Source organism: Clostridium sp. OS1-26 (assembly GCF_030915445.1).
Lineage (GTDB): Bacteria > Bacillota > Clostridia > Clostridiales > Clostridiaceae > Clostridium_AM.
Map to the genome: position 1 here is coordinate 1,529,737 of NZ_CP133264.1, position 21,854 is coordinate 1,551,590.

Genomic DNA, 21,854 nt, shown 5'->3' on the forward strand with positions numbered 1-21,854 from the left:
AAAGATGAAATAGAGTGGTAAAGCGGAATCACGCCTCTATATGAAGAACTTCTTCATATAGAGGCTTTTTTAATATGAAAGATATAAAGGGAGGAAAAACAAATGGATAAAAAGACATATTATATTACTACACCTATATATTATCCGTCAGCAAAACTTCATATAGGTAACACTTATACGACAGTTGCAGCAGATGCACTAGCAAGATTTAAAAGACTTACAGGATATGATGTAATGTTTTTGACTGGAACAGATGAACATGGTCAGAAAATTCAAAGGCTAGCAGAAGCTAAAGGAATTACTCCAATAGCTTATGTAGACGAAATTGTAGCGGGTATTAAAGACTTATGGAAAATGATGAATGTAAGTTATGATAAGTTTATAAGAACTACAGATGATTATCATATAAAAACAGTTCAAGATATATTTAAAAGATTATATGATCAAGGAGATATATATAAGGATTCTTACGAGGGATGGTATTGTACGCCTTGTGAGTCTTTCTGGACAGAAACACAATTGATAAATGGTAATTGCCCTGATTGTGGAAGACCTGTTGAAAAGGCAAAGGAGGAAGCTTACTTCTTTAAAATGTCTAAATATGCAGATAGACTTATTGAATATATAGAAAATCATCCTGAGTTTATTCAACCAGAATCAAGAAAAAATGAAATGTTAAATAATTTCTTAAAGCCTGGTCTTCAAGATCTTTGTGTTTCAAGGACTTCATTTGACTGGGGAATACCTGTAACATTTGATGAAAAGCATGTTATATATGTTTGGATAGATGCATTAGCAAATTATATAACAGCATTAGGATATGGAAATGAAAATGATGACCTATATAATAAGTATTGGCCAGCAGATGTGCATTTAGTTGGTAAAGATATATTGAGATTCCATACAATTTACTGGCCAATAATGTTGATGGCTCTTGATATTCCTCTTCCGAAGCAAGTATTTGGGCATGGATGGCTTTTAGTTGACGGAGGGAAAATGTCAAAATCAAAGGGAAATGTTGTAGATCCTGTAGTTTTAGTAAATCATTTTGGAGCAGATGCTGTAAGATATTATCTTTTAAGAGAAATACCTTTTGGAGCAGACGGATTATTTAATAATGAAATATTTATAAAGAAAATAAACTCTGATTTAGCAAATGATTTAGGTAACTTATTATCAAGAACCTGCGCGATGATAGAAAAGTATTTTGATGGAACAATCCCAGCTCCAACAGCAAAAGAGTCGATAGATGATGAACTTATCAATCTTGCATTAGAAGCACCTAAGAAAGTAGAAGAAAGCATAGATAATTTGAGAATTCCAGAGGCACTAGATATTATATGGGAGCTTATAGGAAGAGCTAATAAATATATTGATGAAACAACTCCATGGATACTTGCAAAAGAAGAAAGCAAAAAAGAAAGACTTGGAACTGTATTATATAATCTAGCAGAAGCGATAAGATTTGCATCAGTGTGTATATCAGCATTTTTACCAGAAACTAGTGAAAAGATAAACAGACAATTAAATGCAGATGTTACTACTTGGAACAGTCTGGCTTCTTTCGATGGAACACAAGCAGGAAGCAAGGTCAACAAAGGAGAATTATTATTCCCAAGAATAGATGTAGAAGAAAAAATAGCTGAATTAAATAAGCTTAAAGAAGAACAAATGGCAGCAGTTAAAAAAGTTGAAATTCAACCAATCAAGGATGAAATAACCATAGAGGATTTCGAAAAGGTTGATTTAAGAGTAGTAAAGGTTATAGAGTGTGAACCTGTAAAAGGCGCTAAGAAATTGCTTAAACTAAAGGTAGATTTAGGTGGAGAAGAAAGACAGGTAGTTTCTGGGATAGCTAAGTATTACAAACCAGAGGATCTAATTGGAAAATATGTTGTACTTGTAGCGAATTTAAAGTCTGTAACACTCAGAGGTGAATTATCACAGGGAATGATTCTAGCAGCATCCACAGATGATGATAGTGAATTATTTACGGTGAGTATTCCAGGTGAACTTCCAACAGGAAGCATAGTTAGATAATATTTAATGTGTTTAAAGTCTCATCTTTACTTTATAGTGGAGATGAGACTTTGTGTTTTTAAAGGTATATAATATGCTATAAAAACGTAAATTTTAAATAATAAGTACAAAAGTTGTAAAAAGTAAGTTTGTGTTATAAAATACTTATAAAATAGCCTTAACTATAAAGTTTAATATTACCTATTTTTCGTTTTTTTATCAATGGGCAAGTTCTATATTAAAATTAAAAATATTAGAGAATATTAAAGCTTTATAAAGAAATTAGCTAAATAAATAAAAAAAATAAAGTTGACTATATGCCTTATTGTAATAAAATGGTAATATATTCAACGATTACTAAATGAGTTGAATGGAGAATTACAATGGAAGAAATAACAATATTAGATAAGAAAATAAATATATTTGATGCACATGCTCATTATGATGATGAGCAATTTGATGAAGATAGGGAGTTGATTATTGAGGAACTAAGAAAAAATAGTGTAATTGGAGTACTAAATTGTGGTGCATCCTTAAAAGGCAGTGTAGATTCAGTTGCTCTTGCTGATAAGTATGACTTTTTTTATGCAGCAGTAGGAATACACCCAGAATATGCAGATAAATTAGATGGAGCTGTTATAGATAAGTTAAAAGAGTTAGCTAAAAATGATAAAGTTAAAGCTATAGGTGAAATAGGACTTGATTATTATTACGATGAAAATCCAGAAAGAGAAATACAAAAAAAGGCATTCATAAGGCAAATGGAGCTTGCAAAAGAGCTTAATCTACCTGTAATTATACATGATAGAGATGCACACGAAGATACATTAAATATAATAAAGCAGTTTCCAGAGGTTACAGGAGAAATACATTGCTTTTCGGGAAGTTTAGAGTTTGCAAGAGAATGCTTAAAGTTAGGATATTATATAGGCATTACTGGTGTTGTGACTTTTAAAAATGCTAAAAAGATAATTGAGGTTGTAAAAGAAATACCTTTAGATAAAATTTTAGTGGAAACAGATTGTCCGTATATGGCTCCAGTTCCCTATAGGGGCAAAAGAAATAAATCAGACTATATTAAATATATAATAGAAAAAATAGCTGAGATCAAGGGCATAGAGGCTGACGAAGTAAGTAAATCAACTATTTCCAATATTAAGTACTTGCTAAATATAAAAAAATAGTGTAAAATGGGTATGCGATTTTTAAACTTTAATTATGTTTCCATATTTAGGTGATTAAATGTCTTTTTAAGGCATATAATTATAATAAATTTTATAAATTCCACTATAATAAATTTTATAAGTTCCACCTAAAAATAAACGTAGACTGTTTTTGAAAACAGCAATCATAATTTTTTATTTTCTTAAGATTTATGCACAACGTTGCATTATGAACAGTCTAAAAAGCATGAACGATATTTAGAAAAATAAAGTATGTATTTGTGGCAGTATTGTCGTTCTTGCCTGAAGGAGGTATTGTAATGGTGGAAAAGCTAAAAGATTATTTTAAAAAACATTTGTCAAGTGGTTCTAAGGCTATTTCAGCAGTGATGCTAGTTTTAGCTATTTTAACAGTAGTGATTTGCAGCATGAGAAAAACAATTATAGTTTCAATAGACGGAAAAGAACAGAAAATTACTACATTAAGTAGTACTTATAAGAGTGCATTAAGTAATAACAACATAACTGTAGGACCAAAGGACAAGGCGATCCCAAGTTTAGACAGTAAAGTTGAAAATGGCGCTAAACTTTCTGTTAGGAAGGCATTAAACGTTCAAGTGAATGTTAATGGAACACAATTAACTGTACAATCTGCAGAAGATAGTGTTGAAAAAATGCTAGAAAAAGAAGGTATAGGACTTAAAGAGTTTGACAAGGTAAGTCCATCAAAGGATACAGCGCTTAAAGACGGATTAAAAGTAGATGTGGTAAGAGTTTCGGTAAAAGAAGTAAAAGAAGTAAAGTCAATAGATTATGCAACAGTTGTTAAAAAAGATGAAGATATGGATCAAGGAGCTAAAAAGACCTTACAGGAAGGACAACCAGGAGAAAAAGAAACAGTTTCAAAAATAGTTTATGAAAATGGTAAAGAAATTTCAAGAAAAGTAGTAAGTGAAACTATTAAAAAGCAACCTGTGCAGAAAGTTGTAGCTATGGGCACATTGAGTGTGTATACTCCCTCGCGTGGAGGACAAATTATTTACAAAGATTCCATTAGAATGAGAGCTACGGCTTATACTTCAAGTTATGCAGATACAGGAAAAGGACCTGGTAGTGAAGGATTTGGTATAACAGCGACTGGAACTGTGGCTAAAAGAAATAGCAATAGTTACAGTTCAGTAGCAGTTGACCCGAGGGTTATCCCACTTGGTACTAAACTCTATGTCGAAGGATATGGATACGCAGTTGCAGAAGATACTGGTGGTGCTATAAAGGGTAATCGCATAGATGTATATTTTAATTCAAGTTCAGAAGCAGACAACTGGGGTGTAAAATGGGTCAATGTTTATGTGATAAAATAGGAGCATATGCTCCTATTTTTTTCTGTCGTATCTTTGACTTATTATTTTTTTAAGATACCTTATTAAAGTTATGTTATTATAATATTATGAGAATAATTATATTATAAATGTTTTATTTTTTATGGAGGTTAAAGTCCTAAATGGACTTTAACGGGTAATTTTGCTAGGTAAAAGTTCTAAATGAACTTTTACGGGTAACTTGTGAGCGGAAGCAAAAATCTTAAGTTACCCGGTAGCCGAAGGGAAACAAGCAAAACTACCCAGTGTTCCGACTAAAAGGAGGAAAACTATGATTAAAGAAGTCATTGTAGTTGAAGGAAGAGATGATATTACTGCAGTTAAAAAAGCTGTAGATGCTGAAGTTATAGCTGTTGGTGGATTCGGAATAAACAAAAAAGTAATTGATAGAATAAAAGAAGCTCAAAAAAGACAGGGAGTAATAATTCTTACTGATCCTGATTTTGCTGGAGAAAAAATAAGAAGAATAATATCTAAGAGAGTACAAGGAATTAAACATGCATATATCTCTCAGAAAGATGGTATAAAAGATGGAGACATCGGTGTAGAGAATGCAGAACCAGATACCATAATTAGAGCGTTAGAGTGTGCTAAATGTGAGAATAAGGAGAAGAGAGAGGAATTTAATGTTGAAGATATGATTTTCTTTGGTCTTACAGGGAACAATAATTCAAAGAAAAGAAGAGATATCCTCGGAAAAGAGTTAGGTATAGGATATTGTAATACAGCTCAATTTTTAATGCGCCTTAATAACTATGGGATTACTAGAGAAGAGTTTATAGAAGCTATAAATAAAATAGGTAAGGAGAAATAGTATGGAGAACTTATCCACTAAAGATATAGTAAAAAAATATGAATTTAAATTTTCAAAAAGTCTAGGACAAAATTTTTTAATAGATAATTCTGTTTTAGAAGATATAGTATACGGTGCCGAAGTTAATAAAGACGATTTGGTAATAGAAATTGGACCAGGCGTTGGTACTTTAACTAAAGAGTTATTAACAAAAGCTAAAAAGGTTTGTGCCATAGAATTAGATTCAGACTTGATACCTATTTTAAATGAGGAGCTTAAAGAATTTAATAACTTTCAACTTATACATAAGGATGCACTAAAAGTAGATTTTAATGAAATTATAGGTGAAGAAAATAGCGTTAAGGTTGTAGCTAATTTACCCTATTATGTAACTACGCCTATAATCTCAAGACTTTTAAATGAACATTATAAATTTAAGTCATTAACTATAATGATACAAAAAGAAGTTGGAGAGCGAATTGCGGCAAAGCCTAACACAAAAGAATATGGAGCTCTTTCAATTCTCGTACAATATTATTGTGATGTAGATATAGTTAGAAGAGTAAGTCCAGCTTCATTTATACCTAGGCCAAAAGTGGATTCTATAGTTTTAAAGCTAAATAAGCTAGATTCTCCTAGAGCGGAAGTTAAAGATAGAGATTTATTTTTTAAGGTTGTAAGACATTGTTTCAACATGAGAAGAAAAACTATGTGGAATGCTTTAAAAGGTTTAAAGTTATCTAGTGAAACAATGGAAACAGCCTTTAATAATGCAAATATAGACCCAAAGAGAAGAGGAGAAACATTATCTATAGCTGAATTTGCTAAATTAGCAGATTCTATACATGACTTATTATAATCTTTTTTACAACTTTTGTACTATTTGTTCACTTTTTGCATGTTGCTTCATATATTATAATGAATAAAATATATGGAGGTACACGGAGTTGGTACAAAAAGAGCTATAGTAGGTATTTCATAATATTACAGGAAGATGAAAAAGGATACTCTATATCATCTGATAAAGTAGTTTCAGGATATGCCAAGTTAGAAGTAAAAAACGAAAAGTGTAAAATATCTTATTATGTGCAAAATCTCAAAAAAGAATTAGCGCCTTATTATATGATGTTAATATGTAATAAAAAAGAAGTAAAAAAAATAATTAAAATTGGAGAAATGAACATAGATGACTACGGTAGAGCAGATATTAGTTACGATTATCCTATAGATAATGTGGGTGGTAGTGGCATATCCGTTGACAAGGTATCAGGAGCAGCTATAGTTAAATTATTAGACAATAATATACTAGGTGTTATGAGTGGCTTTGCAAGTACTGAAATACCAGATTGGAAATTATTTGCTGTGATTGAAGATAAGACTAGAGAATCTCAAGAAGACATAGTGGAAGAACCAAGAAGTATATTTGATAAGTATGAAGAGAGTATAGAAGCAGCAAAATTAAGTGAGAATAAAGAAAATGTTATTGAAGATGAAGAAATCACAAGACAAGATGAAAGTGAAGAAGTTGAATGCGTGGTATTAGAAGAGAATGCTGAGCAGCTTAGAGAAAATAAAAATGATCAAGTTGAGGAGCTTACTCGTGAAGAAGAAAGACAACAAGATGTTGAAGCTGAGGAGCTTACTCGTGAAGAAGAAAGGCAACAAGATGTTGAAGTTGAAGAGCTTGCTCGTGAAGAAGAAAGACAACAAGATATTGAAGAAGAGAACATAAAATTGGAAAATGAAGATGTACAAGTAGCAAATAGAGAAGATTCAAGTGAAGAACTTTTAAGAGAAAGTAAAGATGAAGCCTATGATTACCCAAGAGGATCAACAGGAGACTTTTTTAGAAGCTTAACTGATGGATTCGAAGAAATTACAGATATGGCTTCAGATATAAAAAGATCTAAGTGGTATAGAGTTTCAGTAGATCAAGTGGAAGAGATGTACGATACATCAAACTATAATAGATATACCATAGTATATTACCCTATGATAAGTTACTATCCTTATTTTAGGAAGCATGGACATTATGCAGTAGGTTATAAGTGTGATAAACAAGGAAAAGTAAAATATTTGGTTTATGGAATACCAGGATTAAGGGGCAGAGAATATCAACCTTATGGTGGCAAGACTGGATTTGTTACTTGGGTACCTGCAAAATCAGCATATGGTGATCGTAGCGACTTTGGGTACTGGCTTATGTTTTATGATTTTAGAACCTCAACTATCGTTGTGCCAGTAAAAAAGTAAAACGTGATTTATTATTGTAGCACCAAAAATATCTAATATTTTTGGTGCTGTTTTCATATAATTAACTAAATCAGATTGGTAAGGCATATTCAGAAAAATAACTGGTCAGTATGCTAGTCTATTTTGCGTCATACTGCGTCTGCAGAACCCTTAGATAGTCCTGACTATCTGCGGAACCGGCCTCTTTGTCTGACACAAAATATCCGTCGCATCTTTGACTTGTTATTTTCTTTCAGATGCCTAATTTAAGAACATAGGAGGTGAAAATGAAGCCTATATTTTATTTAAGGTGGTACTCATATGAAACTTATAATAATAAATAGAAAAAGATTAGGGGTCACGGTAATCATAATAGGCCTTATGTTTGTTTTATTAGGACTTGAAAAAAATTTTGATGCAGGACTTAAGTTTACTGCTCTTATACAAAACAATATAAGTTCACTGCAAAAATATGAAGCTTTAGACAAGAAGTTGAGCTATAAACTTCCAGCCGAATGGGTTACGGAACAAAGAAACTTTTCAGGAGGGGAAATAATATATCATAATGATTTTGTAGCAAAGGATTCTAAAATTCATGGTTTTGTAGAGGTTTGGAATCTGAATAAGGATTTAAGAACATTTTTAGAAGAAAGTAAAAAAATATCTAGCGAGCAAAATTTGTATAAGGATTATAGTATGAACCCTATAATTATAAATAATAGAGATGGTTATTTAGTCTCTTATACTATAGTTACTCCCTCAAATGAAAGTGTTAAAGGATATGAATATTTTTTGAGAAATAAGGATAAATTTTTTAGATTTTCCTTTTTCGTAAGAGAAAATAACTTTAAGGAAAATATGCCAACTATTTTTAAAACTATAGTTCAAACATTAAATTACAAAGAGTAATAAGTAAAAATAAACTCTCTTGTGACATATATTACAAGAGAGTTTTTTTATATTAAATATGTTATAATGTATAAAGCACATTCAAAAAAATAACTAGCCAGTAGCTGGCCTATTTTCTTTCAGGTGCCTAAGGCAAAATTTTAAGTAAGTATTGAAGTCTAGGAGGTAATATTAGTTGACAAAAAGAATTAATAACTCATTAAATATAAAAAAATTCTTCTTAATTATTTTTATTATAACTTGTGTATTCTCTACTGGCTGTTCAAGTCTAGATAATATAAAAATTAAGTCTGGGCTTAAAAATACTGATTTTGAATATATAAAGCAGGGAAAAATACAGAAAATTGTAATACAAAGTACTAGAGATCAAGGATTTAGATTTATAGTTACTGATCAAAAGGCAATAGGAGAGCTATATGACATATTATCGACTGCAAAAACTGCCACACAAAAATCTTCTCTTGAACCAGATTATGTCTTTGAGATGGTGGAAGGAAACAACAAAGTACATAAGTTTAATTATGTAGCGGGGCTTGATAAGTCAGATTCCGGAAATCTTTATAGTAATGATAAAATTTATGTTGTTTCTAAAAGAATTGACAATGATATAATAAAAAGTTTTTGGACAATAAGGAAACCAAAGGACTTTAAAGAGGTGTATTATGGTTCACTAATAGATACCTTAAGTGAGTATTTAAAAGATAAGGACAAAAATAAGAGTGTAGGAGTAAGTCTAAAAGATGATGTAGATGCAGCAAAGTTTATATTGTCTACAGACTTGGAAGACTTCAAAGGAGAATTAAAAGATAAATTTAATAATACAAGTGTTGCAGATAAGGGTAAAGAAAATTATGATGTTTGGGTAACAGTAAAGACTCAAGGATATAAATCAACCTTATATAAAGCGACAGTGGTGATTTGGGATAAAGCTGAAAAAAGCGAAAAGAAGTACTATATTTATGACCAATATGAAACTAATAGATGGAATGTAAAGATATCAGCAGAAAAACCTCCAAAGTTCTAAAGTACTATAGAATTTAATTCTATAGTATTTTTTTTATGCTTAAATGGAAAAAATAATAATGGAAGTGGTATAATTGTATTGAAATTGAATAATGTGGAAGAAACAATGTTTGTATAACACTTTTAGCGAGACGTATAAAGGAGGAATTGAAATGGGAAATTGTAATAGCTGCCCAAGTAAAGGAAACTGCAATAGTGATGGTGGATGCTCAGGATTAATACCTAGATATGGAAAGATAAAACACATAATTGGTATCATAAGTGGAAAAGGTGGGGTTGGAAAATCTACAGTTACAGGGATATTAGCAGTTCAATTGAGAAAATTAGGATATACAGTAGGCGTATTAGATGGAGATATAACTGGCCCATCAATACCAAGATTTTTGGAATAAATGATAAGAGATCAGATATTTCTCAAGTTGGAGATGGTGATGAAGTAAAATTTGCTCCGGTAGAGACTCCTATGGGAATTAAAGTTATGTCTTTAAATCTATTAACAGAGGAAGAAGAAGCTCCAGTTATATGGAGAGGTCCAGTAATTACCGGAGTTTTAAAACAAATGTACAGTGATACCGAGTGGGGAGAACTAGATTATCTTCTCATAGATATGCCTCCAGGAACCGGTGATATAGCCTTAACTATAATGCAAGAGGTTCCGTTAGAGGGAATGGTGATAGTTTCAACTCCACAAGAGATGGTATCTATGATAGTTAAAAAAGTGGTTATAATGGCGAAAAAAATGAATGTAAATATTATAGGCGCAGTAGAGAATATGTCCTATGTTGCATGTGGCAAGTGTGGCGAGAAAATTAGAGTCTTTAGTAAAAAAACAGCAGAAGAGCAAGCTGAATATTTAGGATTACCGCTTCTTGCTGAAATGCCAATAAATCTTGATCTTGTAGAAAGCATGGAAAATGGAAATGTTGAAGATTATGTAAGCAAGTCTGAAGAATATGAAGTCTTATTAGATAATTTTAAAAGTAAAATAGGTATTTAGTTTTACTTAGGTAATCTTTTTATTTTAGCATAAATAGAAGTATTTTGGAAAAGAATATTAATTGTATAAGTTATAATTAAATAATGCATAGGAGGAATACAAATGAAAGCAGTAGTTGATAAGGATACTTGTATAGGATGTGGCCTATGTCCATCTATATGTCCTGATGTTTATCAAATGGATGATGACGGAAAAGCAGTTGCAATATCTGAGGATGTTCCACAAGGAGTTGAAGATAGCGCACAAGAAGGAGCAGATAGCTGCCCAGTTAGTGCTATATCAGTAGAATAAAATAAAAAACTAAGAGAGCATTAAGGCTTTCTTAGTTTTTTATTTTGGGCATCTTTACAAAGATAGCTAATCAGTATTTTAACTTATTTTAAGTCATACTGTGTTGACAGAACCCTTAGAAGAAATCTACCAATTTATCATTTGTCATTCTTGTTGGTCTAGGTTCAATATTTATAGTATCTCCCACTTTAGAACCAGGAGGAAGATGAGAAACTCCAATATCCATGGTAGTGCCATCTTGAAGACTTATAAAAGCATCTGTAACGCTCATATCAAGTATTTTGCCAATCATTTAGTATCACCTCTACCATAGTTTAACTATTTTATATACCAATTATTCGTTAATATTAAATATCAAGTCATATACTATAATAAAAAATAAAAGAATACGAAGGTAAGTTAAAGTAAACAGTGATAATATACTCTTAACATTAATTTAAAAATTGATTAAAAAATTTTCTCATAGTATAATAGCAAAGTATTTAGCACAATATATGGTAGGTTGGAGGTATGTAGTATGCTACATGTTGTGAAGAGAGATGGTAGAAAAGTAGAATTTGACTCTATTAAAATAACCAATGCTATTAAAGGCGCCACTGAAGAGATAGGATATGATCTAAAGGAAAGTGAGTTTATAGAACTAACTCAAAAAGTAATTAAAAAAATAGAAGGAATTAACGTAGAGCAACTTAATGTTGAACAAGTACAAAACATAGTTGAAAATACCCTTTTGGAAAATAACTATAGAGAAATAGGAGTTACATATTCAAATTATAGAAGAGAAAGAACTAAAATAAGAGAAATAAAATCAGATTTAATGAAAGCAATAGAAAAAATAGGTGTAGAAACAGATAGAGATAATGCTAATGTTGGAAACAACTTTAGTTCAAAGCTACTAAGAATAGCAAGTGAATCAAATAAATGGCATAACTTAACTGCTATGCCTAAATATTTAGCTAAAGCTCATGAAAATGGAGATATATATTATCACGATTTAGATAGTTACAATTTAACTACAAATTGTTTACATATACCTACCAGAGAAATACTTGAAAGAGGATTTAATACAGGATACGGTACTATAAGAAGACCAAGGAGAATAGAGTCAGCTGCAGAACTTTCATGTATTTTATTGCAATCAACTCAAAATGATATGTTTGGAGGACAATCACATCCGGATTTTGACAATGATATGGGAGTGTTTGTTAACCCAACTAGGAAGGAAATAATAAAAGAATTAACGGAATTAGGTATTGAAGATGAAAAGATAAAAGAAATTACAGAGAAGAAGCTCAGAAGATGTATAGAACAGTCTATGCAGGGAATTGTGTATAACTTAAACACAATGCATAGTCGTGCCGGAAGTCAGGTACCATTTTCATCCATAAATCTTGGTATACCAGATTCAAAAGATGCAGCACTAATATGTGAAATATTTTTACTTGAGTATGAAAAAGGATTAGGTAATGGAGAACAACCTATATTCCCAAATATAATATTTAGAGTTAAAAAGGGAGTTAATAAAGAAGTTGGAGATCCATATTATTATTTATTTGAATTAGCTTGTAGAGTAGCAGCTAAGAGAATGAATCCAACATTTATGAATTTAGATGCTGATTTTAATAAGGTTTATTATGACAAAGGTGTAGTACCTGCTACAATGGGATGTAGAACTTATATATGTTCTAATGTAAATGGTGAGCCGGGAACAAAAGGAAGAGGAAATATAGCTCCAACGACTATAAACTTACCTAGGATTGGCATTTTGGCGAAGAAAGATATAAATAAATTTTTTAAGCTTTTAGATAGCAAGTTAGAATTAGCTAAAGAATCATTAATGCACAGATATGATGTATTAAAAAGATTAAGAGTAAAAGATTTGCCATTTGTAGCTGGACAAGGTCTTATGAAAGGGTCAGAGAATTTAAAGCCTGATGACTCAATAGAGCCAATTTTACTACAAGGAACTTGGGTTATAGGATTCATAGGATTAGCGGAGACTTTGACAGCATTGACAGGAAAGCACCACGGTGAAGACGAACAATCTAGAGAACTTGGGCTTAAGATAGTTTCTCATATAAGACAGTATACAGATAGATTAGTTGAAGAGACTCACTTAAACTGGAGTTGTTATGCAACGCCAGCAGAAGGATTGAGCGGTAGATTTATTGTTCAAGATAAAAAAGTATTTGGTGAATTGCCAGGAGTAACTGATAAGGATTATTATACAAATTCATATCATGTACCTGTAGGGCATGCTATATCAATAAAAGATAAGATAGGTATAGAAGCACCATATCATAAGTTGTGTAATGCTGGACATATAAGTTATATAGAGTTAGATGACTACCCATCAGCAGAAACGATTATGGATATACTAAATTATGCATATAACAATACAAATATTAATTATATAGGTATTAACTTTCATATAAGATATTGCAGAGACTGCGGAACATATCTTCATGGAGAAGAAAAGTGTCCTAACTGTGAAAGTAACAATATACAAGGAGTATCAAGAGTAACAGGATATCTTTCACTAGATGAACGATTTGGTTCAGGGAAAGTAGCAGAGAGATCAGATAGAATATCTCAGGGAACTAGTAAACATGTATATACAATTTAAAAATTAGCATAATTATATATTTTAAAAGGCAGAGTAAATTCTCTGTCTTTTAAAGCTTAGGCATCTTCAAAAAAATAACTAGTCAGTATGCTAGTCTATTTTGCGTCATACTTCGTCGGCAGAACCCTTAGATAGGATTCGCTATCTGCGGAACCTGGCCTCCTTATCTGACACAAAATATCCGTCACATCTTTGACTTGTTATTTTCTTTCAGATGCCTTAACAGAAATTATATATAGGAGGTAATTGTTCATGAGAACTAATTTAGTAAGATTGGCTGGGATAGCATATGAAAGCTTAGTTAATGGACCAGGATTAAGAAGAGTGTTTTTTGCCCAAGGTTGCAAGCATAATTGCAAAGGGTGCTTTAATCCAAGTACTCATAATTTTGAAGGTGGAGAACTTAAAAGCATAGATGAAATTGTAGATGATATTAAAAACAACACTATGATAAAGGGAATTACTTTTTCAGGAGGGGATCCTTTTGAGCAGGCAGAAGAATTTAGTATGATTGCCAAAAAGGTAAAAAATCTAGGACTTAATGTATGGTGTTACACAGGATACACTTTTGAATATATTTTAGAGTCTATGAACAATGACAATGGTTGGAATAAACTTCTAAATAATATAGATGTTCTAGTTGATGGAAAGTTTGATGAGGACAAAAAAGATTCTAAGTTAAAGTTTAGAGGTTCAAGTAATCAACGAATCATTGATGTAAAGAGAAGCATTAGTCTAAAGAAAGTTGTAATTTTAAATATGACAAATTAGGGAGCAGCCAGTTTAAACTAGCTGCTTTAATGCTATTTATAATTAAGTATCTTAACTTGTTGTTCTCCTTCTAAGGGACCTTTTATAGATAGCTTATTGCTGCCTACCTTCTCACCATTTTTCATATAGGTTAAAAAGTTTTCCAAGCCATCTAATTGAAAAGAAAGCATAGGAGTATTGTAATGCATAGGAATAATTAGGGAACTATTTATACTATGAGCTAGTTTGGATGCTTCTTTTCCATCGATAGTGTAGTTTCCTCCTATAGGTATGAGTAATATATCTACCTTTCCTAGACTTTTTATTTCCTCAGGAGATAATATATATCCTAAGTCTCCTAAGTGGCAGATTCTATAACCATCCATTTCTACAATAAAAATCATATTTTCTCCACGTTTAGCGCCCTGCATTTTGTCATGGTAAGACGGAATTCCTGCTACAGGTATGTCACAGAGATAGAAAAAACCTGCTTTGTCCGCAATATGACTAAATTTTACTTTTTCAGTGTAACTATGATCAAAATGATAATGGCTTATTGTAACTATATCTACTTCATCTTCAAAAACAGGATATCCCACACTTTCATCAAAGGGATCCATCAAAACTTTTCGTCCCTTTGAATCCTCTAGCAAAAAAGATGAATGTCCAAGCCAAGTTATTTCCATAAAAGCACCTCTTTCATTATTATTCATTTAATATTATATCCTTATTAGAATATATTAAAATATACAACTGTTGTTATTTAACTATAGAAAAATTTTTGTTATTATTTTTTATAAGGTGGTGTGCATAATGGATATTTTAATTTCTTTTATAGTTTGTTTTTTTATGTTAATTGCAAGTGTATATAGGGGAATATTTGTAGGCTATCCTCTTACAGTAGGTTTAATAATATTTATATTTTGTGCTTTAAAAAGGGGATACAAACTAAAGGAAACTATTCAAATGGCTTATAAGGGTGGTAAAAAATCAGTTACGATACTACAAATTTTTATTTTGATAGGAGCGATTACTGCTATTTGGATGGCATCAGGAACCGTATCGGCTATTGTATTCTATGGAGTAGAATTTTTAAATCCGCATCTATTTATTCTATCGGCATTTTTTATAAGTTGTATTGTATCTTTTCTCATAGGAACTTCCTTTGGAACGGTAGGAACCGTCGGAATAGCACTTATGGTTATAGCAAGAGGTGGTGGAGAGAATATCGGAGCTGCTGCCGGTGCAATAATTGCGGGAGCTTATTTTGGTGATAGATGTTCGCCTATGTCTTCAAGTGCTAATTTAGTAGCATTCTTAACAGATACAGATATATATGACAATATAAAAAATATGATTAAGACTAGTATAGTACCTTTTATTTTATCCATAATCTTATATACTATAGTTTCTATGAAATTTCCTGTAAGTACAGGAGGAAGCGGAATAAACAATGAAATAATTAAGGTGTTTAATATTAATATCTTTGTTCTTTTACCTGCCTTTATAATTTTTATTTTATCTTTACTTAAGATAAATGTTAAGGTCTCAATGTTTTTTAGCATAATATGTGCAGTATTTTTAAGTATGTTTATTCAGCATAATAGCTTTATTGAAAATATAAAGTATATTATTTGGGGATATAGTATAAATCAAAATAGTAACTTAAGTCACATAATTAAAGGTGGCGGAATTATTTCTATGCTTAAAACGTCTCTAGTTGTTTTTATTTCCTCTGCATTTTCAGGAATATTTGAAGGAACAGGTATGTTAAGTAAAATTGAGAACTTTACTAAAAAATCCAAGTCCAGATTTGATTTGTTTAAGAATACAGCCATAACCAGTGTATTTACATCTATTTTTGGATGTAGCCAAGCATTGTCAGTTATTTTAACTCATATGCTTAATAGCAAAGCTTATGAGAATAAAAGATTAGGGAAAAGTTATATGGCTGTGGATTTAGAGAATTCGGCTATAGTAGTATCAGCAATTATTCCATGGAATATAGCTCTACTATTACCTATGGTAAATTTAAATGCTGATAATAGCTGCATTCCATATTTATTCTACTTATACCTACTACCTCTAACTAATCTAGTAATCATAAAAATTAAAAATAAAGTTCTTGATCAAGCTTAGTTGTTGTAAAATTTTATTTAAACTACCTATATGTCTTATATGGTAAAAAAATCAAATAAAATTTAATTTAATATGAAAGTATATTTGATTTTTTGTATAAAATTTGGTTAATTTATATTATAATAGTATTTAGTGAATATCATATAAGGGTATTCAAATATATGGTAAATCATGATGATTTTCAGTAAATGTGGGGTGGTCACTTGAAAAGTAAAAGGAGATATGCTGTTTTCATCTCAATGTTAGTGCTTATATTTAGCTTTTTGATAAAAGCAAATGTTGTACATGCTGATGGTGCTTATGACGATAAAGGAACTAAAGGCAATATAGAACTAGATAAGTCATGGACAATAAGATTTAATCAAAAACTAGATAAAAATACAATTGATAGTTCTCTTATAGTAGTAACGGATGAAAGTGGACAGCAGATACCAGTTGATTTGAAACTGGGAAGTGATGAGACTTCCATCATAGTATCACCTAAGGGCCAGTATACCTATGGTAAAAACTATGATTTGGTTATTAAAGATGGTATAAAGGGCATAAATAAAAGTAATTTAGCAAAACCAGCTAAAATGAAATTTTCGACTAAGAGTAGTACGGTAAATAATAATCAAAAGATCACTGTTTGCATTGATGCAGGACATGGTGGAAATGATTCAGGAAATGTAAGCGTGTCAGGAATAAAAGAAAAGGATGTAGACTTATCCGTAGCTCTAAAAGTAGGAAAGATTCTTCAGGATAATGGTATAAATGTAATATATACAAGACAAAGTGATAGCGTTACATGGAGCAAAGATAATGACTTAAAATCTCGTCTTGATATAGCTAACAATGCTAAAGCAGATTTTTTTGTAAGTATACAATGTAATACATTTCCTAGCAACCCATCAATAAATGGAGTAGAAACATATTATACCGATTCTGATGCTATAGGGCAGAAATTGGCTCAATCTATTCAAGATGGATTGGTGAAGAATACTGGGCTTACCAATAGAGGAATAAAAGTTGGACTTGCACAACATGAGATATTAAGAGGAACTTCAGGGAATGCAGTAATGGTGAAGTTAGGGTTTATGAGCAATCAACAAGAAGGAGATTTGCTTGGAACATCAGATTTTCAAAATAAAAGTGCATCAGCCATAGCTGATGGAATAATTAAATCTCTTGCTTTAAAGAATCAAGACAACCTGAAAATAAGCTCAATAGCAGATACTCCTGTTAGTGTAGCTGTTGGAAGTAATTATACGCTTCCATTGGCTGTAACTGCTACTATGAGCGATGGGAGCACTAAAAAAGTTAATGTAATATGGGATTCAAAAGATATAGATACATCCAATGAGGGTACATTTACATATAAAGGTACCGTAGCTGGATACAGCGGGAGCGTAAGTCTCATATTGACTGTTTTCTCAAAACCAGATACATCAAATAATAAAGTAGTATGTATAGACGCTGGACATGGAATTGGTAAAGATACAGGAGCTGTTGGAGCTACAGGCATTCATGAAGATGATGTTACACTAAAGGTAGCTTTGAAATTAGGAAAGATATTAGAACAAAAAGGGGTTACAGTAGTCTACACTAGAACTGAGGATGAACGCGCATCATCATCACTAAGCGTTACAGAAAGTCTACAAAGACGTTGTGATACATCAAATAATGCCAATGCAAAGTATCTAGTTTCTATACATAATAATTCTTTTGATGATGAGGCCGTAAATGGAACAGAGACACTTTATTACACTGGAAATAGTGAAGGTGAGAAATTAGCTAATGCTATTCAAACAAACTTGGTTAACGACCTAGGATCCCGCAGCAGAGGTCTTAAGGATGGAAGCTGGCTTTATATTGCAAAACATTCTGATGCTACTACAGTTCTAACAGAATTAGGCTTCTTAAGTAATCCTCAAGAAGAAAGTAAGTTAAATAGTGACGATTATCAAAATAAATGTGCAGATGCTATTGCTAAAGGAATATTGCAGTGTTTGGGATTATAAAAAATTAAAAATTTATTAAAAATAAATTGACAATAAAAAAGCATTATACTATAATAAGAAGAAATTATACAAAGAATTTAGTTAAAATATGTCAAAAATGTTGAACAGGAAAAGTATTTAAATCTATGTTACTTACAGAGAGTGGATAATGGTGAGAGTCCACAGGAAAGATTTAAAGAAAATCACCTGGGAGTTAAGTAGCTGAATAAGATTAAATCTTTAGTAAGTTTCTTCGTAGTTCTGCGTTAAAGAATAGAGTATGCTTGTGCTTGAATTATTGTTACCCATAGGTGGTATAGCGAATTTAACTTCGTCCTATTTTGGATGAAGTTTTTTTATTTATAAAATGATTGCTTTCAGTATAAAACTAGAAAATTAGTTAAAAATTACAATATGAATAGAAAGGGGCTTAGATTATGTACAAAAAAATTGATAACTCCAGAAGTTTCGTGAAGATGGAAAAAGATGTAATGAAACTATGGGAAGAAAAGGATGTAATAAAGAAAAGCTTTGATTCAAATAAGGATGGAGAATATTTTACTTTCTATGATGGACCACCTACAGCAAACGGAAAACCACATGTAGGACATATTCTTACAAGGGTTATGAAAGATATAATTCCAAGATATAAAGTTATGAAAGGATATAAAGTTTTAAGAAAAGCTGGATGGGATACACATGGATTACCAGTTGAATTAGAAATAGAAAAGAAACTTGGTATTTCAGGAAAACCTCAAATAGAGGAATATGGCGTGGAAAAATTCGTTAAAGAATGTAAAGAAAGCGTATTTACTTATGTAAGCAAATGGGAAGAAATGACAAAACAGATAGGTTTTTGGGTTGACATGGAAAATCCATATGTAACATATCATGATAATTATATTGAGTCAGTATGGTGGGCTTTAAAACAAATGTGGGATAAAGACTTACTATACAAAGGACATAAGGTAATTCCTTATTGTTCAAGATGTGGAACTGCTTTATCATCACATGAAGTTGCTCAAGGATATAAAGATGTTAAAGAAGCTACAGCTTTTGTTAAATTTAAAGTTAAAGGTGAAGAAAATAAGTATATACTAGCGTGGACAACAACACCTTGGACATTACCTTCAAATATGGCTTTAACTATAAATAAGGCTTACACTTATGTTGAAGTTTTAAATAATGGAGAAACTTACATTGTTGCAAAGGATTTAGCTCCAAATGTTATAGAAGGGGATTACGAAATAGTAAAAGAGTTCAAAGGCGAAGAATTATTAGGAACGGAATACGAGCAATTATTCAAGTTCGAAACTCCAAAAGAAAAAGCTTTCTATGTAATTCATGGTGATTTTGTAACTTTATCAGATGGTACAGGAATAGTTCACACTGCACCAGCTTATGGTGAAGATGACAACCTAGTATGTAAAAAGCATAATATACCATTAATAAATCTTGTTGATGCAGAAGGTAAATTTGTAGAGTCAGTAGAGCCTTGGGCTGGAATGTTTGTTAAAAAAGCGGATCCTAAGATTCTAGAATATATGAAAGAAAACAATATACTTTATAAATCAGAGAAAGTTACTCACTCATATCCACATTGTTGGAGATGTAATACTCCACTTCTGTACTATCCAAAGGATAGCTGGTTTGTAAGAATGACATCATTAAGAGATAAACTCCTTGAAAATAATAATAAAATTAATTGGTATCCAGATAACATAAGAACAGGAAGATTTGGTAAGTTCTTAGAAAATGTTATCGATTGGGGTATTTCAAGAGATAGATACTGGGGTACACCGCTTCCAATTTGGGAATGTGAATGTGGTCACAGAGAATGTATAGGAAGTAAAGAAGAGTTAAAAGAAAAATCTGTTGGTAATGTTGAAAATGTAGAACTTCATAAGCCATTTATAGATAATGTTAAGCTAAAATGTCCACATTGCGGAAAAGAAATGACTAGAACTGCAGAAGTTATAGATTGCTGGTTTGACTCAGGTTCAATGCCTTTTGCACAACACCACTATCCATTTGAAAATAAAGAAGTATTTGAAAAGAACTTCCCAGGTCAATTTATATCAGAAGCAGTTGACCAAACAAGAGGTTGGTTCTATACATTACTTGCTGTATCAACGGCTATATTTGATACAAATCCATTTGAAAACTGTATTGTATTAGGACACGTTTTAGATAAAAATGGATTAAAGATGTCAAAATCAAAAGGAAATGTTGTCGATCCATTTGAAGTTTTAGAAGCTCAAGGAGCAGATGCTACAAGATGGCATTTCTATACTGCAAGTGCACCTTGGTTACCAACAAGATTCTCAGTTGATGATGTTGCTGAAACTCAAAGAAAGTTCTTAGGAACATTCTGGAATGTATACTCATTTTACGTACTATATGCTGAATTAGACAACTTTAACCCACTAGATTATAAAGAGTTCCAAAGTGAACATGTCATGGATAAGTGGATTATGTCTAGATTAAATTCATTAATAAATGAAACAGAAAACTATCTAGATGAATATAAAATAACAGAAGCTTCTAAAAACATGGCGGAGTTTGTAGATGAATTATCTAACTGGTATGTAAGAAGAAATAGATCTAGATTCTGGAGCGAGGAGTTAACAGACGATAAGATAGGTGCATATGTAACTTTATATAGAGTGCTAAATACTTTATGCTTAATAGCAGCTCCATTTGTACCGTTTATGACAGAAGAAATTTATCAGAATCTAGTTGTAGGATTAGATCCATCAGCTCCAGAAAGTCTTCATTTATGCAGTTGGCCACAATATAATGAAGTTTTAGTTAATAAAGAATTAGAAGAAGATATGGAAGATGCTTATAGAATAGTTAAACTAGGAAGAAGTGCAAGAAACTCAGCTAATATAAAGAACAGGCAGCCACTTTCAGGAAATGCTTGTGAGCACTAAATCACTTCCAGAATATTATGGAGACATAATAATGGAAGAGCTTAATATAAAAGAAGTTAAGTTTGGAGCAGATCTTTCAAAGTATGTTAACTTCGACATAAAACCTAACTTACCGGTAATAGGTAAAATGTATGGTAAATTAATACCTGCTATAAGAAAAGAAATTTCAGCAATGAATCAAATGGATTTAGCTCAAAGAATACTAGCTGGAGAAATTGTTTATATAACAATAGGTGAAGAAGATATAGCCTTAACAAGCGAAAGTTTACTAGTAACAATGCAAGGTTTAGAAGGATTTGCATTTGCTGGTGAAGGTGAAGTTGGTGTAGTATTAGATACACATATTACAGAAGAATTAAAAGAAGAAGGAAATCTTAGAGAAATACTAAGCAAAGTTCAAAACATGAGAAAAGAAAGTGGATTTGAAGTTGCTGATAAGATTAACCTTTATGTTTCAGGAAATGAAATGCTTGAAAATGTAATTAAGAAATTTGAAGACGCAGTGAAAAAAGAAACTCTTACTGTAGATGTTATATACAATGCTGAGAGAGAATATAACAATTCAAAGATAAACGGAGAAGACTTTAATATAGCAGTAGAAGTGGTTAAATAATAATC

General features: G+C 31.4%; 15 protein-coding genes, 2 pseudogenes and 2 other annotated features (1 of these 19 running past the window's edge). Of the genes and pseudogenes, 15 read left to right on the forward strand and 2 right to left on the reverse strand.

Annotated features, from left to right (window positions below; translation table 11 throughout):
* Positions 1-41 (forward strand) — a binding site (T-box leader); it begins 220 nt to the left of the window's first position.
* A gap of 61 nt (positions 42-102) precedes the next feature.
* The 10 genes and pseudogenes from metG to RCG18_RS07755 all read left to right on the forward strand — a co-directional run bounded on the left by metG (position 103) and on the right by RCG18_RS07755 (position 10,806).
* Complete coding sequence (gene metG, locus RCG18_RS07710) at positions 103-2,040, forward strand: methionine--tRNA ligase (protein WP_308040728.1); 1,938 nt, start codon at positions 103-105, stop codon at positions 2,038-2,040.
* A gap of 362 nt (positions 2,041-2,402) precedes the next feature.
* A complete protein-coding gene (locus tag RCG18_RS07715) occupies positions 2,403-3,203 on the forward strand; it encodes a TatD family hydrolase (protein WP_308040729.1) in 801 nt (266 codons plus the stop codon).
* A 299-nt stretch (positions 3,204-3,502) separates the two neighbouring features.
* Positions 3,503-4,543, forward strand: coding sequence for a 3D domain-containing protein (locus RCG18_RS07720; protein ID WP_308040730.1), 1,041 nt, complete (start codon positions 3,503-3,505; stop codon positions 4,541-4,543).
* Between the two features lie 289 nt (positions 4,544-4,832).
* Positions 4,833-5,375 carry a ribonuclease M5 gene (gene rnmV / locus RCG18_RS07725; RefSeq protein WP_308040731.1) on the forward strand — a complete coding sequence of 181 codons (543 nt, stop codon included), beginning with the start codon at positions 4,833-4,835 and terminating at the stop codon, positions 5,373-5,375.
* 1 nt (position 5,376) lies between these two features.
* The gene (gene rsmA / locus RCG18_RS07730) at positions 5,377-6,213 is read left to right on the forward strand and encodes a 16S rRNA (adenine(1518)-N(6)/adenine(1519)-N(6))-dimethyltransferase RsmA (RefSeq protein WP_308040733.1); all 837 of its coding nucleotides are present in this window, start codon (positions 5,377-5,379) and stop codon (positions 6,211-6,213) included.
* 59 nt (positions 6,214-6,272) lie between these two features.
* The gene (locus tag RCG18_RS07735) at positions 6,273-7,607 is read left to right on the forward strand and encodes a hypothetical protein (protein ID WP_308040734.1); all 1,335 of its coding nucleotides are present in this window, start codon (positions 6,273-6,275) and stop codon (positions 7,605-7,607) included.
* 300 nt (positions 7,608-7,907) lie between these two features.
* On the forward strand, positions 7,908-8,495 hold the full coding sequence (locus RCG18_RS07740) for a hypothetical protein (RefSeq protein WP_308040735.1): 588 nt from the start codon (positions 7,908-7,910) through the stop codon (positions 8,493-8,495).
* Positions 8,496-8,670: 175 nt separating this feature from the next.
* Positions 8,671-9,519 carry a hypothetical protein gene (locus RCG18_RS07745; RefSeq protein ID WP_374119047.1) on the forward strand — a complete coding sequence of 283 codons (849 nt, stop codon included), beginning with the start codon at positions 8,671-8,673 and terminating at the stop codon, positions 9,517-9,519.
* A gap of 151 nt (positions 9,520-9,670) precedes the next feature.
* A pseudogene (locus RCG18_RS07750) lies at positions 9,671-10,515 on the forward strand (Mrp/NBP35 family ATP-binding protein).
* A 102-nt stretch (positions 10,516-10,617) separates the two neighbouring features.
* Positions 10,618-10,806 carry a ferredoxin gene (locus tag RCG18_RS07755; RefSeq protein ID WP_308040736.1) on the forward strand — a complete coding sequence of 63 codons (189 nt, stop codon included), beginning with the start codon at positions 10,618-10,620 and terminating at the stop codon, positions 10,804-10,806.
* A 115-nt stretch (positions 10,807-10,921) separates the two neighbouring features.
* Here RCG18_RS07755 and RCG18_RS07760 read toward each other — a convergent pair whose 3' ends face one another.
* A complete protein-coding gene (locus tag RCG18_RS07760; RefSeq protein WP_308040737.1) occupies positions 10,922-11,098 on the reverse strand; it encodes a hypothetical protein in 177 nt (58 codons plus the stop codon).
* A gap of 225 nt (positions 11,099-11,323) precedes the next feature.
* Between RCG18_RS07760 and nrdD the strand changes: the two genes are divergently transcribed.
* Together nrdD and nrdG are read left to right on the forward strand one after the other, a co-directional pair.
* On the forward strand, positions 11,324-13,432 hold the full coding sequence (gene nrdD, locus RCG18_RS07765; RefSeq protein ID WP_308040738.1) for an anaerobic ribonucleoside-triphosphate reductase: 2,109 nt from the start codon (positions 11,324-11,326) through the stop codon (positions 13,430-13,432).
* A 252-nt stretch (positions 13,433-13,684) separates the two neighbouring features.
* On the forward strand, positions 13,685-14,203 hold the full coding sequence (gene nrdG / locus RCG18_RS07770; protein WP_308040739.1) for an anaerobic ribonucleoside-triphosphate reductase activating protein: 519 nt from the start codon (positions 13,685-13,687) through the stop codon (positions 14,201-14,203).
* 32 nt (positions 14,204-14,235) lie between these two features.
* Here the strand turns inward: nrdG and RCG18_RS07775 are convergent, their stop codons facing one another.
* Positions 14,236-14,868 (reverse strand): MBL fold metallo-hydrolase, encoded by a 633-nt coding sequence (locus RCG18_RS07775; RefSeq protein WP_308041980.1) that lies wholly within the window; start codon positions 14,866-14,868, stop codon positions 14,236-14,238.
* 127 nt (positions 14,869-14,995) lie between these two features.
* Between RCG18_RS07775 and RCG18_RS07780 the strand changes: the two genes are divergently transcribed.
* The 3 genes and pseudogenes from RCG18_RS07780 to ileS all read left to right on the forward strand — a co-directional run bounded on the left by RCG18_RS07780 (position 14,996) and on the right by ileS (position 21,849).
* Positions 14,996-16,321 carry a Na+/H+ antiporter NhaC family protein gene (locus tag RCG18_RS07780; RefSeq protein WP_308040740.1) on the forward strand — a complete coding sequence of 442 codons (1,326 nt, stop codon included), beginning with the start codon at positions 14,996-14,998 and terminating at the stop codon, positions 16,319-16,321.
* A 239-nt stretch (positions 16,322-16,560) separates the two neighbouring features.
* Positions 16,561-18,321: an N-acetylmuramoyl-L-alanine amidase gene (locus tag RCG18_RS07785; RefSeq protein WP_308040741.1), complete on the forward strand. Its 1,761-nt coding sequence runs from the start codon at positions 16,561-16,563 to the stop codon at positions 18,319-18,321.
* A 91-nt stretch (positions 18,322-18,412) separates the two neighbouring features.
* Positions 18,413-18,642: a binding site (T-box leader), on the forward strand.
* 95 nt (positions 18,643-18,737) lie between these two features.
* Positions 18,738-21,849: pseudogene (gene ileS / locus RCG18_RS07790) on the forward strand (isoleucine--tRNA ligase).
* Positions 21,850-21,854 lie beyond the last annotated feature (5 nt).